Raw genomic sequence first — 12,504 nt, 5'->3', positions numbered from 1 at the left:
TGTAGAGGGTCTTGGCAGGCCCGTATTCCTTCGGCGCATCACACCACCGCAACCCATTGCGGTTGATGAAGATTATGCCGCTGAGAACGCGGCGATCATCGACGCGGGGCTTGCCATGACTCTTGGGAAAGAACGGCTTCAGGCGTTCCATCTGGGCATCGCTCAGCCAGTAAAGATTGCTCATCGATCAGGTCTCCTGGCGGAGCCTGAATCATGCCAAACGCCTGAAATCAATGGGTCTGGAGCCTAGACACTCTCCTTGCTTCGGAAGTGTGCCCGAAATTTCGCTGGCAGATCGGACCAATTTCAAAGGTCAAGACCACGCCGGCGGAATGCTAAAAATCAACATCATGCAAAAAGGCAACAAGCCTTGATACGACCCGAAAGGGTTGGTGCAGAAGACGTTGCCTGATCCGACAGCGCTCACTATCAAAAAAATACGATACAGGAGTTTTCCATGCGTTTCAGGTTCACGATCCTTGCGGTCGTCATCACCCTCTTCAGCGGGGCCGGCGCGCAAGCTGAAACCGCCGACAACCCGAGCAACGAACTTCTCGGCGCGATCCTGATGCACAAGTCTGGCAAGACGCCGAACTTTGAAACCATTGCTCGCGATAGCAACGTCTTCAGGAATGCCGACCCCTTCGACAAGAAAAAGGTCCTCGAGGAAGAAATCGCAACGGCTAAATCAAACTTCGAGGCCACCGTGAACATTGACGCAATCCGCTTGCCGGTGAGCATCACCTTCGGCCAGTACGACTTTGAGGCCGAGGGCTTTCCTGTGCCGCTTTTCGCATCGGGCACCGTCATCAGCTCCAATCCCAAGGTCGGCTTCACGAACGCCCATGACTTCCGCCATTTCAAGGTCGAGGGCGACAAGGCTCGCGACATTGCTGACAAGGTCGGGTACTCCGGCGTGACAGCCAATGTCCTGCTCACGGACCTGAAACCCTCGCCTTCCGATCCCCGCAGCCTGGTCGGACGCGTCGTAGAGATTGAATATACGACGAAGGATGGCTCGATGCTGGGTTCCATGAAGGCTGAGGCTGAAGCTCCGGTCGATCCAGCCCAGGAGCGCGCCCTTCAGGATGCGATCCTCAAGCAATTCGACCTGCCGCTCCTCGGGACCGAGCTCGAGGAGGCGCGGCAGCAACTCGCCGAGAACTTCCCCGGAATCGCTCTCAACTCCGCGAAAGACAACGGGGATTACACTCGCGCGGAGATCTATGACTACGGGATTCACAGCAAGGATGGCACGGTCGTCGGCATGGCCTTCGGGGTGGACAGCAAGACGGCCGAAACCTCCGTGCAGGTGGTTGGCAGCCGCTGGCGTAGCTACAATCCCAACGATCGAAAACTCGTGGGTGGGCGCTTCGGGTCCGACCTGGACTGCGCGGGTGATGTCGAGTCCGACATCTGTGGAATGATTCACTTCACCAAGCAGAACGGCCGGTTTCTGGCCACCAGCATCGCCTTCGCCCAGGAGTTCCCGTCCGCAGTCCACAGCGACAAGGTCGCAGAGGTCTTCGGCGACAAGCTGGAGAAGATGAAGGAGCTGCGTATCGAGACAAGCCTCAGCAGCAACAATTTCCTGTCCCACTACCGTGGTACTCCCGCCGCTTCGTTGACCTATACGGCCGGCGATATCACCCCCGTCCCGCACCCGGTCTTTGACATCTTCGCCGACCAGCCCGAAACGCTGACCGCCCCAGTGATGATCGTCGCTGCCCAGGAACAGACCGGCCGTGCCCTGCTTGTCACAACCATGACGCGCCCGCTTCCGGAAGCTGACCCCAAGACCGCTGTCGATATCGAGCCGCTGAAGGAGCAGTTCGTAACCTGGTGTCAGATGGATTACTGCTCCGTTCTCAAGCAGGTCTCGGCAAAGCTTCTCCCCCTGCCCGAGGAGCACTCCGAAGGCCGCCTCATCGAGGCGCAATACAGCTTCGCGGAAGTTCCCGCAGGCGAGGTCGAGAACATTCCGGAGGAGGCTTGGGTGGCGCCCTCGCCGACCTACATTCTGTGCAGCGCCAGCCATCCGGCCCTGAGCGCCGATAACAAGGAATGGACGGTGATCAACGTCCGGAGCGATCTGGTTCCCGACCAGAGCACTATCCTGCTTTACCTGCGCAGCTGCCACGAGAATGCAGGGATCACTGCCGAGAACATGGCGGAAAAGATCGATAAACTCGACTACGACCAGTCAATACGCGCTGTCGGCAGCTATCTTTCCTTCGAAGCGATGATGGACACCGTCTGAACGCGCGGTGGAACTTGCGTTTCGTCATCTGAAGTCGCCGGTCCCGTGGTCGCGATCCTATCTTCGTGCCCACGAAACCGGCAGCAGGCCAGCTGTCGATCAGCAGGTGCAGCGGGCCCTTGGAACCCCGAGAGGGGATGTTCACGGCCAGCGTCGTCTGGCGGGGGCTTAGAGCGCTGAAGTCCGGCACCGTCCAGTCAAGTCTGACCAGCCGCAACAGGATCTCGACGAATCCGGTTGCCTGCCGCAACGCCATGCCGAACAGCACCTTCAGGGAGAGGCAGGTCTTGTGACAGATAGTCTGGAGATCCTTACCGGAAAGCAGGTGCTGGGAAAGATCCAAGGCGGGAAGTTGGTCCATGGACCAACTCATGAGGCGGCGGGATCCCTGAACCCAGCTGGGCACGATCCTGTTGATGCCGTTCTAACGATGTACCTGCATTCAAGGTGTTGGTCCATGGACCAACATCAGTCCTAAGCGCGTCGAGACTGTCGATCCGGCTTGGTGTGAACTCGACGCTACCTTTAATATTCAGCATTCCAACGGCAACAGGCGCCACGGTTAGTGAACATCTTAATGCTTCATGACAGGCTCAAGAGCTTCATGGGATCGAACCCGGTGGACCTGCGACCAATGGTCAGCGCGTTGAAATAGGCAGGAAGGTTCCTGATGCGATTCATCCTGCTGAAGAGCCCTATCACCGTAATCGCCGTCTTCCGTCGGCCGAGCCTCTTGATTGCGGTTCCTAGAATATCAGGGCCGATCCCGCACCAGCGTGCGAGGGTCCATGCATGTTCCTCCACCTCCCACATGCTTTCCGGGATCCTTTGCGCATAGGCCATGGCCTCCGCACATGTCGTCCTCAGTTTCTCCAGCAACGTGGCGGCGTGCTGAGCCGGAGTCTCATCGGGAGCAGGCCTTTCAGATTCTTTTCTTATGGTTTCTGAGCTGATCTTATGGCGGTCAGATTCGCCGTCATTGGCGGACAGATGTCCTGTCTGCGGGGCTTCGACAGATGACTGTTGGTCCACGGCACAACCGGCATCGAGTTCATGGAGCTCAAGCTCGACCCCCTCGCAGAGGCTTTCGAACACGGACGCTGCAAGCTTGCGGCGGAGGGCGGGTCTGCAGACTGACGCCGTGCCCTTCGGATCCCCGTGGCACTCGAGACGATAGAGGAGGACCGATAGCCGCTTGCGATGCCACGTGACCAACTTCCGCTCTTCGGCGACCTCCGCCGCAATCGACGCGATCTCTTGAGCGCGCCTAACCAGTGGCGAGAGATCGAAACCATAGGCCTCAGAGTGGCCGGCTGGGTGATCAACGCGGTAGCGTTTGCCGTTAGCGCTATCATTGCGGACCAGGAGGCCGGCGGCGGCAAGCTCACCGACATGCCTACGGATGGTCCGTTCAGAGATGCCTTCAGCACGTCCGCTGATGGTCCGGTTAGAGGCATAGACGCAAGGCTCGCCCATGTCCTTGAGGAAGCTTATGAGAGCCCGCAAGGTGCCCAACGCTTGGGCGCTCACACCTAGGCGGGCGCGTGCCTCGACCAGGCAGCGGAAGGTTCGCCATATCGACGAGATCTCCAGGACGAGACCATGGGGATCGAGCCCGCGTTCGAGGGCGCGAGAATAAAGGGATGCTCCGGTCATGTCGTCTTCACAAGAAGATCGGCGGCCACGCGAGGTCGGCCCATTGCCGTTGCACAGGGTGGAACAACAGACAATGAAGCATCGGTCAACCGAATCGGTTGCTCTTGACGCGACGTGGGAGGGGCTGATAGATAGTAAGGGCCAACAAACTTTGTCTATCAGGCTCTCCGGGGGTGACTTCGGGGGGCCTTTTTAATTTCCGCTCTTCAGATGTGCTCCTTTTGCTTGCTTGGTGAACAGGTAAGAGGGTAGGGGGGTCAGTCTTCCCTTCTGCTCTCGCGCATCCAGCGCTCCTGGAGATCGGCCACCACAGTGTCGATGTTCCTCTCCAGCCAGCTGCCGAATTCAGGATTGTCGCTTGTTCTGAAGCTCAGCGAGAGCGCCTTGCGCCCGGCTCTGAACTCCAGTGCAGGTCCCGGACCCTTTTCTCCGACGAGGCGTCGGGTTGGTCCATGGACCAATTTCTGCGCCGCAGCATTTCGCCGCGATGCAGCATCAATAGCTCGGCGCAATGCCTCGTGCACGTAACGGAAGCGCTCAGAACTCGATGCCTCATGGCCGAGCCTTGCCAGTGCGTCTTCCGCGACGGCAATCACATCGACCTTCCCCGAGATCACAAGGTCGCCAAAATCGCGCCAAGGTCTCCGGCCGATCTCATGTGCCGGGCCGATCATCTCGATCAGCTCATGCGGAATGTCTTCGGCGATCTTAACGAGCTTCGAGATTGCGAAGCGATCGACATTGAGCGCCTCCATGATGATCTCGTTCGGGAACCTCTTGCGCCGCAGCTCGGCGGTGAAGAGCGCCTTCTCGATATGGGAGGGATCGAGGCGAAGGTTGTTCTCGTGCCCTTGCGCGATCACGGCGTCTTCGTCACGCATGCCGCGCACGATTGCCTTGATCGTCATGTCGCCACCGATCAGCCGGACGGCGGCCAATCGTCTCCGTCCGTAGACGATCTCGTATCGGTCGATCTGGTCGGGCAGGGGGCGGACCAGGACTGGGACATGCTGACCGTGCTCGCGGATGGACTGGGCCAGCTCCCTGATGCCGTCAGAGTCGACATCGATCCTATCCCGCAATCCGGTCTGCACGATCGAGGAAGGATCGAGGTCGCGAATCGTATTGGCCTGGAGGTCCATCAGCCCGTCGGAGAGACGAGAAGTCGACATGATGCGGCCGGTCCTCGGCATTTCGCGGACGACGACCGGCCGTGGTGGAAGATCATCATCCTCCACGGAGCTCTGCGCTGCTGCCTCGATCAGGTTGTTGAAGAGCTTGCGTGCCACTCCCGCCCCCATGCATTCTGGATCACCGCTTCGATCTCGTTCGCGGCCGAGTTCATGCTCTTGAGTGCCCGCTCGAGCGTCGACTTGACCATGTGCTTCGGCTCGACCTCGTAGATGGTCTGCTGGGTCATGCCCGCATCGCTGATGGCGGTGGACTTAAGCATCGGATTGATCAGGACCTGCTTGCCGAGGATGTGGCGCAGGTAGCTGGCCATCTGTGTCTGGGGTCCGTCGGACGGCTCGTAGCGCGTGATCAGGAACTTCACGAAGTCATATTCCTGCGGGCGCTTGGTCGAACTGCTGATGACGCTCATGGTCTCAGTCGTCAGCTTGAGGAACTGGCTCATGGAGGCCACGTCCAGCATGCCAGGCACCACGGTGACGATGAGGCCCGTCGATGCGGCAAGCGAGGTCAGGGTGGTGAAACCGAGCTGCGGCGGACAGTCAATCAGGACGATGTCATAGTCGTCCTTCACCATCTGGAGCGCCTCCGTGAGGCGCACGGCGAAGATCGAGTGCTGGGCACGGCCGGTAGCAACCTGGGTGAGTGCGTTGGCGGTCTCAGAGTCGTACTCCGAGAGCATCAGGCTGGCTGGGCACATGTCGAGGTTCTTGAAGTAGGTCTTGCGGATCACTTCCCGCATGGAGGCACGGCGCAGCCCGGCCTTGCGGTCCTCGTAGCGGATCGCGTCATAGATCGTGAGCGAGTCCTCGTCCTCGAAGTCCAGCTCCGGCCGGAAGCCGAAGAAGGTCGAGAGCGAGCCTTGCGGATCCATGTCGATCGCCAGCACCCTGTAACCGCGCAGCGCATATCGCTGAGCTAGGTGGATGGTCGTGGTTGTCTTGGAGGAGCCGCCCTTGAAGTTGACAACGCTGATCACCTGCATCTCGTCGCCAAGGCGCCGGCCCGGCTTGTATGCCTCGCCATTCTTGCCGGTGCGGAACATGATGTCCCGGATCTGGTCGATCTCCTCGGCCGAATATGTCCGGTGACCGCGCGAGTCGGTCTCGACATCGGGAAAGGAGCCATCCTTGTGGCGTGCGCGGAAGTTCGAAGGACTGATCCCCGTAAGCTCGGCCACTTCGCTGACATTAAAGCGCCGCAGCGTCTTGTGCTCGGTGGGCTGGTAGGCCTTGCGCATCTCCTCGTCTAGCGATCTCGCCAGCGCATCCGCATAGCGGCTGATCATGTCCAGACCGACCCTGTCGCGCTGCGCCCGGAGAGGGACCTGCTTGTTCATACCCACTGCCTCACCTGCGACCCAGGAGTGTCTTCACGCTCCAAACGGCAAACGGCGTTGTCGAGCGTTATTACCGTCAGTGCCACGCGATCACGGGTTGGGCAATCTATTTCTCTGCCTGGTGGTCCCGATGGCGGAAAAGGGAACCTCTGCCTGAGCGGGAGAGACTGCCAATTTGTCAGAATTTGCTGGGGTTTTATACAGGTCCACCAGCCGACCGGCCAAGCATGGAAGATAGAGCAGGACCTGCCGCGCCGCGCGGAGCAACCACGAATTCCTTAGACTGTGGTGATTTCGCGCAACACAAGAGGGAGCTTTCGTAGCCTCCGTGCCGCAACCGTAATCGATACGCGTCGGCGTCGCAGAGCGGAACTCTGGATCGATTCTGTGGATATGTCGACTTGCAGGCGCTCGGATGACGGAAGGTAGTGCACGAGAGATGAACTTGCCCGAGACCGACGGGACAGCCTGACGCCGGCACCCGCCCTCGACACCGTGCCAGGCATGCGCCATGGTGGGGATGGCTCGCGGAAGCGCCCTAGTAAGACTCACGCCGAAAAGGCTGATGCCGGGCTCGCGCGATCGTGCCGTGCATTGCTAGCTGGAGGGTGGACAGCAGTCGAAAGACTGGCCGCCATCGACAGCTCGTCGAACGCACGCTGGCCTGACTCAACCCCGTCCGCCATCTGCCTATCCGTCACGAACAGCACGCCGATATTCACACGGGGTTCGCCCTGCCTGGCGTTGCCCTCATCTGCCGCAACCAGATCAGGAGTTTTGTTAGGTCTTCTCAGTCTCGACCGAGCAGCCCTTGCTCGCGCGCCCGATCGACTAGCATCTTCACGCTGGAGGGCTGCCACTTGTCCCGTCCGCGCGGTGTGCGCTCCCGCATTTCTTCGAGGCGCTGCCCGATCCCCTGCAGCGTGATCTCCGGATCCGCCCCCTTGATGGCGGCGACGATCGCGAGAAGCCGATCGTTGGTCGCCGCGGTGCGCGCCCGTTCCAGGACGGTCTTCGGCAGCAGGCCCTCGCGTACAAAGCGGGACACAGCGCGGCGGAGCCGCTCGACAGTCCAAGCCGGTGCGCCTTGCTGGCGCCGGGCGTTGATGATGCGGACGAGGTCCTGCCAAGGCATGTCCGGGCGATGGCGCTGCACCAGAGGGACCCACTCCTGGGCGTTGGCTTCGAGCTTCCCGAAATAGCCATCGTCCCGAGCTTGGGCGATCTTGCGCCGGGCCGCGCCGTCGCCGCGCCGCAGCCCTGGATTCCCGCCGACCCGTCCGGCGGCCCGGGCAGACGCCAGCCCAGCCAGTGTCCGCTCGCGGATCAGCGCCCGCTCCAACTCGGCCGCGGCCCCCAGCACCTGGAGGGTGAACTTGCCCTGCGGGCTGGCTGTATCGATCGGGTCATGGAGAGAGCGGAAATGGGCACCGCGCGCTTCCACCGCCTCAATCACCTCGAGAAGATGGGACAGCGAGCGCGCCAGGCGGTCGATCCTGACCACGACCAGCGTGTCTCCGCCCTGGATCTCGCGTACCAGCCGCGCAAGGACGGGACGCGCACGTGAGCCGCCGGAGCCCGTCTCTGAGCGGATGTCCATGCAACCTGCCGCGCGCAGTTCCGCAATCTGCGGATCCGTCGTCTGCTCGCCAGTCGAGACGCGGGCGTAGCCGATCAGCATGAGGCGCTTTCGGGTGTCATGCCGTTAAAGGTGGCAACTCGGTTGCTCCTGGAGCTGCTGGCATGACGAAGGCCCGGGCCGAGGCGGTTAATCATGCCACTGGACAAGCTGATGGCTGCCTTGAGGAGGTCTGCCGGCCGGCCCGACAGGCGGTGCACCGGCATCTCTTTGCTAACCTGGCATGATCTCGGCTGGTCTCCATTGCCCATCGTCACCTTCGATGCCCGTCCTACGGCTTGGGTTTCCAGTAAGGATAGCGGTCCCGCAGCGATTTGTAATTCGACAAGGCACCACGAAACGACCGTTTGTGAACGCCGGCAGCGTCCTGCTGCCAGGCGACCTTTGTCCCGCATCGCTCCCGAAAGCCCGGCAGGGCAGGGGGCTCAGCCTTCCTCGCCCGCCATGTGCCGGAACCTGGTCACCTAGTCAGACACGTTCCGCCAGCTTGCGGGTACGGCACCAGATCTCATAACAGCAAAACCACTATGCAAGTGGAGATTAAGGGGTTTAAAAGTAATCTTTGAACGCCAGGATGAGTGATTTCAGATGGATATCGGTTCACTCCTGCTTCGCTCCGAAGCCCTTGCCGGAAGGCTCGAGGGGATCCTGCTGGCAGACCCCGCCCTGGCGCGCCTCTGGCGCATGGAGGCAAGCCTGCTGGAAGCGGCAGCATCGGTGGGCCTGGAGGGGGAGAGGATCTCGACGCTAGGGATGGTGCTGCGCCTGACCGGCAACATGGCCATCGAGGAAGATGCGCGGGCGACCGGGATGGCGCTGCGGATCCTCGCTGTCGCCAAGAGGCCCGGTGATCCCTTCAGTACGCCCATCGAGACGATCCGACGCATCGAGGCCGCAGCCACGCCCTTCGGCCAGCCGATAGGCGAGACCGACGTGCTGGAGGATTCCGAGCTGCCGCGGGTCGTCGAGGCTGGTCGCGCCTGGGTCCATGTCCCGATCCTGGCAGCATGGCGTGCCGCGGCGAACTATGCCTTCCGATCGCGCCGGGCGAGCCCTGCGGCCGAGAGGCTCATCTTCATGGCTGTTGAGGGCGCCGCGCGCCATCTACGTGGGCTTTCACCGGAAGGTCGCGGAGGCTGGCCGGAGGAGGAGGACGCCGATGGAGCGATCCTCATGCCGGCAGAGGCGGAATGGATCCTTGCTCCCTCGGTGGCGCTCACCCGCAACGGCTTTCGCCTCTGGTCACCCCTTTCCGGGCTGAGGACCTTCCTGGAAGCGGCCTCCCGGAACCTTTCCCAGGATCTCGGCCATCTCGGCACCCTCCGTCACGAACTGGCGCGGCTTGAATCCATGGTCGGGGCGGCCTCTGGCCGGTCGCGGCTACCCGATCTCATCGAGCTCCTGAAGGCGCAGCCTGTCGTCAACTCGGCCATGGTCATCGATCGCCTGAGCGTGACGCGCCGGACAGCGCTCGCGCTGATCGGCGAGCTTGTCGAGGCCGGCTGTCTCGTCAACCTGACGGGCAGGCGCGCCGCGCGCTTCTGGGCGCTGCCCTCATTGGCGACTCGGATGACCCCCTCGGCCAGCGCGCGCCAGTTCCGCAGGGCCGAACATCCGGCGACTGCGGCCCAGGATAGCGAGGATGCCCGGGAGATCGAAGCTCGGCCTGGACGGCTCCGCGAGCAGTTCGACGAGGAGAGGCTCGACCGCATCATGTCGGACCTGGATGCAGCGATGGCAGGGTTGGACGAAGTGGTCCGGAGGGTGGGCGGGTCCCGAGGGCAGACGGAATAAGGAAGCCGGGCTCGTTCAGGGCCGCGACCACGCAGCACGTGCAGGCGCGCCATGGCTCATCCAGAGAGAGGGTGCAGGGTGTCGAAGAAGGCCTGGACCGGCCAGGTGCGGTGCTGCGGACCTCCCGGGAAAGCTGCAGATGCGGGCGCTGCAGTTGCCATGGATCCGGGCCGCATCGACCTGAACGCCACAGGCCAACCCGGCCCGCACGATGTTGCCGATCCCGGCCGAAGGCTCCAGCACAGGCGCTCTAGGGCGACGTGCAGCTGGTTAGAAAACGCGCGCTTACAGTTGCCACGACGGAGGGGAGAAGGCCGCAACCTGACCGGAATGAGGGTCCGTCCAGATGGGCAGTGCCAAATCTCCTGTCCACAGCTTTCAGTTGAGCTGCGCACATTGGTTTCTTGAATCGGGGGAAAATATATGGTGAGCGAAGCCTTCGCGAAGCTGTCGCTGTTCCCAATAAGAAAAAGGAGACTGAACGGATGGACGTAGAAGATCAGACGAGTGAAATGTTCGATAAGCTGGACAGCCTCGACATCGAGGAACTCAAGGATCTGCGAAAGACCGTGGATCGCGCCATCTCGAGCTACGAGACGCGCAAGCGGCAGGAAGCGATTTCTGCGGCCGAACAGGCGGCCCGAGAGCATGGCTTCAAGCTGACGGATCTGCTGGGCAACGGAAAAGCGGGCAGGGGGCGGAAATCCAACGGCGGCACGACCATTGACGCTGCGAAATACGTCAACCCCGACAATCCCGAGCAGACCTGGAGCGGTCGTGGCCGCCGCCCGCAATGGATCAATGAGGCGTTGGACTCCGGCCGCACCCTTGAGGACCTCGCCGCGTGAGACTGGAGGGGCGCCGCTTCCGCCGTGCCCCTTTCCTGCCTTGGTCTATCGCCAGGCAGAATGAGGCCGGGCACAGATGACCGGGGCGGAAGACAGGGCAGCGCTGACTGAGCTGCTGGCAGCGGCGATCAGCTATTGCGAGCGCGAGATTGCCAGCATGAACGCCTCGGTCCGACTTCTGGAGAAAGTCGAGCGGCAGCGGATCGAAAACTCCTATGACGAGGGCGAACGCTGGCGTGGCCTGGCGACGGACGATTTCATCCGGATGGTGGATGCCCTGGTTTTGCTAAGCCGGTAGGCCAATATCTGTTGCGGACATTCATATAGAAGCACCCACAACCCAGGCTGACCTGAGCGCTTCCGTTCACTCCGCAGCCGCCATCTCGGGCATGCTGGGAAGAAGTGTTTCGTGGAGTAGAGCCTCAAGCAGGCGTGCGCGGGTCGCGTCGGCTTGAGCGAGGGCGGCCTCTAGCCGATTGCGGAGAGCCATAACGGCGTCGACCTTGGCTACAATTCGATGTTGCTCGGCGAGGGGTGGAAGTGGAATTAGAAAGTTACGCAACGGCTTGAGTGCAGCAGACGGTTGAGCCGTGCCTGTCGTAGCGTTCCGAGAGGCTGCGTTTGTCCATGTCGATCAGTTACCTGCCGGGGAGGTCCAGGGATTGATCACGCGGATGCCGCAGCCTTCAAAATCACTCACGTTGCGCGTGACGATTGCCGCGCCGTGGGCGCGGGCAGTCGCGGCGATCTGGCAGTCGGGAAAACTGATCGGCCGGCCAACCGTGCGTCGCTCCACGAAGATGGCGGCGAAAGCGACGGCAGCGGCGCTGTCAAAGGGCAGCACTCGACTCGCGAAGTCCTCTAGGATCATGGCGTCGATCTCTGCCATCAGACGGTCACGGCGCTTGCCCATCGGCAGGAGGGCCGCGCCTCGTCGCAGCTCCGCCTCTCCCACCGCGCTGAGATGCAGATCAGCCGCGTTCTGCCTGCCGAACCACTCCAGAACGGCCGGAGCAGGGTCCGAGCGCATCAACTCCGAAATGACATTAGTATCGATCAGAAGCATTGCGCCGCGTATCAGTCGAAGCGCGGCGGTTCGGGCATCGGTTCACGTGGCGACAGGGCGAGTTCCACACCGCCCAAGGCCGCGAACCTGCGGTGGATGACCTCACCCAAGTTCCCGGGAGTTACCGTTTTCCCGACAGCCCTGCGTAGGATCTCCCGCGCTTCCTCTTCCATGGAGCGGCCGTGCTCGGCCGCCTGAACCCGCAGGCGGTGCTTCAGGCTGTCATCGAGATTGCGGATCGTGATGCTGGCCATGTCAGGTTCCTTTCATACGCCTGATCGTAAGCATTGATTGCATCGCGATCAAGATACGCAAGGTGCTCGGCTGCTTCAAGATCGCCAACTTCAACGTTGATCAGGCCTTCGGTGAGTTCATCGTCGGGAACTCGACCTTGGAGGACGGTTAGACAATCACCCTTTTTCCGGACATTCAGCCAAAATTCCTTTGGGTAGCCTGAGTGCTGCCTAGGTGTTTGATCCCACGGTTTGATGGTGCGATCCTTTCTCAGGAATGGAAGGAAGCATTATGGGCCAGGTTCGTCACGGAAGCGCCACGACCACGCACGCCGTCAGAGCTGCAATACAACGATCGCAAGCTTCGCTCGCGACGTTGAGCCGGGATCTTGGGATCAACCCGAAGACCGTTGCTAAATGGCGCAAGCGCCAGACGGTCGAGGACCTCAAGACCGGGCCGAGAGAGCCGCGCTCGACG

12 protein-coding genes and 2 pseudogenes are annotated in these 12,504 nt (G+C 61.5%); 5 read left to right on the top strand and 9 right to left on the bottom strand.

The genetic code is table 11. The features are described from left to right. The coding region (locus tag CK240_RS16600) for a transposase (RefSeq protein WP_135058825.1) at window positions 1-184 on the bottom strand (184 nt) is incomplete at its 3' end. Between the two features lie 273 nt (window positions 185-457). Here CK240_RS16600 and CK240_RS16595 point away from each other — a divergent pair. Continuing rightward, complete coding sequence (locus CK240_RS16595; protein WP_095641422.1) at window positions 458-2,260, top strand: DUF4852 domain-containing protein; 1,803 nt, start codon at window positions 458-460, stop codon at window positions 2,258-2,260. A gap of 91 nt (window positions 2,261-2,351) precedes the next feature. Here CK240_RS16595 and CK240_RS16590 read toward each other — a convergent pair. The 5 genes and pseudogenes from CK240_RS16590 to CK240_RS16570 form a co-directional block, all read right to left on the bottom strand. After that, a pseudogene (locus CK240_RS16590) lies at window positions 2,352-2,549 on the bottom strand (transposase); the annotation flags it as partial. A 293-nt stretch (window positions 2,550-2,842) separates the two neighbouring features. Next, window positions 2,843-3,916, bottom strand: coding sequence for a plasmid replication protein RepC (repC, locus tag CK240_RS16585; protein WP_095641421.1), 1,074 nt, complete (start codon window positions 3,914-3,916; stop codon window positions 2,843-2,845). Between the two features lie 257 nt (window positions 3,917-4,173). Then, window positions 4,174-5,205, bottom strand: a complete 1,032-nt coding sequence (gene repB, locus CK240_RS16580) for a plasmid partitioning protein RepB (protein ID WP_167650092.1) — start codon at window positions 5,203-5,205, stop codon at window positions 4,174-4,176. Beyond that, the gene (gene repA / locus CK240_RS16575) at window positions 5,178-6,446 is read right to left on the bottom strand and encodes a plasmid partitioning protein RepA (RefSeq protein WP_420818635.1); all 1,269 of its coding nucleotides are present in this window, start codon (window positions 6,444-6,446) and stop codon (window positions 5,178-5,180) included. The genes repB and repA overlap by 28 nt, the downstream gene beginning before the upstream one ends. Before the next feature lie 790 nt (window positions 6,447-7,236). Continuing rightward, window positions 7,237-8,127 carry a recombinase family protein gene (locus CK240_RS16570; protein ID WP_095641419.1) on the bottom strand — a complete coding sequence of 297 codons (891 nt, stop codon included), beginning with the start codon at window positions 8,125-8,127 and terminating at the stop codon, window positions 7,237-7,239. A 546-nt stretch (window positions 8,128-8,673) separates the two neighbouring features. Here CK240_RS16570 and CK240_RS16565 point away from each other — a divergent pair. From CK240_RS16565 to CK240_RS16555, 3 genes are all read left to right on the top strand, one after another. Further along, entirely contained in the window at window positions 8,674-9,879 is a 1,206-nt protein-coding gene (locus CK240_RS16565; RefSeq protein ID WP_095641418.1) for a helix-turn-helix domain-containing protein, read from the top strand. Between the two features lie 485 nt (window positions 9,880-10,364). Next, window positions 10,365-10,727: an H-NS histone family protein gene (locus tag CK240_RS16560; protein ID WP_240517533.1), complete on the top strand. Its 363-nt coding sequence runs from the start codon at window positions 10,365-10,367 to the stop codon at window positions 10,725-10,727. A gap of 76 nt (window positions 10,728-10,803) precedes the next feature. Further along, entirely contained in the window at window positions 10,804-11,025 is a 222-nt protein-coding gene (locus CK240_RS16555; protein WP_090757394.1) for a hypothetical protein, read from the top strand. Window positions 11,026-11,091: 66 nt separating this feature from the next. On the opposite strand, the pseudogene CK240_RS16550 reads toward CK240_RS16555, so the two are convergent. From CK240_RS16550 to CK240_RS16540, 3 genes and pseudogenes are all read right to left on the bottom strand, one after another. After that, a pseudogene (locus CK240_RS16550) lies at window positions 11,092-11,316 on the bottom strand (restriction endonuclease subunit S); the annotation flags it as partial. A 45-nt stretch (window positions 11,317-11,361) separates the two neighbouring features. After that, window positions 11,362-11,793, bottom strand: coding sequence for a type II toxin-antitoxin system VapC family toxin (locus CK240_RS16545; protein WP_095641416.1), 432 nt, complete (start codon window positions 11,791-11,793; stop codon window positions 11,362-11,364). 11 nt (window positions 11,794-11,804) lie between these two features. After that, window positions 11,805-12,047 carry a FitA-like ribbon-helix-helix domain-containing protein gene (locus CK240_RS16540; protein WP_090757396.1) on the bottom strand — a complete coding sequence of 81 codons (243 nt, stop codon included), beginning with the start codon at window positions 12,045-12,047 and terminating at the stop codon, window positions 11,805-11,807. 271 nt (window positions 12,048-12,318) lie between these two features. On the opposite strand from CK240_RS16540, the gene CK240_RS19315 reads away from it, so the two are divergent. Next, a partial coding sequence (locus tag CK240_RS19315) for a transposase (protein ID WP_476704011.1) occupies window positions 12,319-12,504 on the top strand: 186 nt, incomplete at its 3' end.

This window comes from Paracoccus salipaludis (assembly GCF_002287065.1).
Classification (GTDB): Bacteria; Pseudomonadota; Alphaproteobacteria; order Rhodobacterales; family Rhodobacteraceae; genus Paracoccus; species Paracoccus salipaludis.
Note: the sequence above shows the minus strand (reverse complement) of the source record. Positions and strands in the feature narration are given on the sequence as shown.

Bases quoted from the DNA above. Each gene is read 5' to 3' on its own strand.
- CK240_RS16555 (WP_090757394.1), top strand. From the start codon at position 10,804: ATGACCGGGGCGGAAGACAGGGCAGCGCTGACTGAGCTGCTGGCAGCG.
- repC (WP_095641421.1), bottom strand. From the start codon at position 3,916: ATGACCGGAGCATCCCTTTATTCTCGCGCCCTCGAACGCGGGCTCGAT.
- CK240_RS16540 (WP_090757396.1), bottom strand. From the start codon at position 12,047: ATGGCCAGCATCACGATCCGCAATCTCGATGACAGCCTGAAGCACCGC.
- repA (WP_420818635.1), bottom strand. From the start codon at position 6,446: ATGAACAAGCAGGTCCCTCTCCGGGCGCAGCGCGACAGGGTCGGTCTG.
- CK240_RS16595 (WP_095641422.1), top strand. From the start codon at position 458: ATGCGTTTCAGGTTCACGATCCTTGCGGTCGTCATCACCCTCTTCAGC.
- CK240_RS16570 (WP_095641419.1), bottom strand. From the start codon at position 8,127: ATGCTGATCGGCTACGCCCGCGTCTCGACTGGCGAGCAGACGACGGAT.
- CK240_RS16545 (WP_095641416.1), bottom strand. From the start codon at position 11,793: ATGCTTCTGATCGATACTAATGTCATTTCGGAGTTGATGCGCTCGGAC.
- CK240_RS16560 (WP_240517533.1), top strand. From the start codon at position 10,365: ATGGACGTAGAAGATCAGACGAGTGAAATGTTCGATAAGCTGGACAGC.
- CK240_RS16565 (WP_095641418.1), top strand. From the start codon at position 8,674: ATGGATATCGGTTCACTCCTGCTTCGCTCCGAAGCCCTTGCCGGAAGG.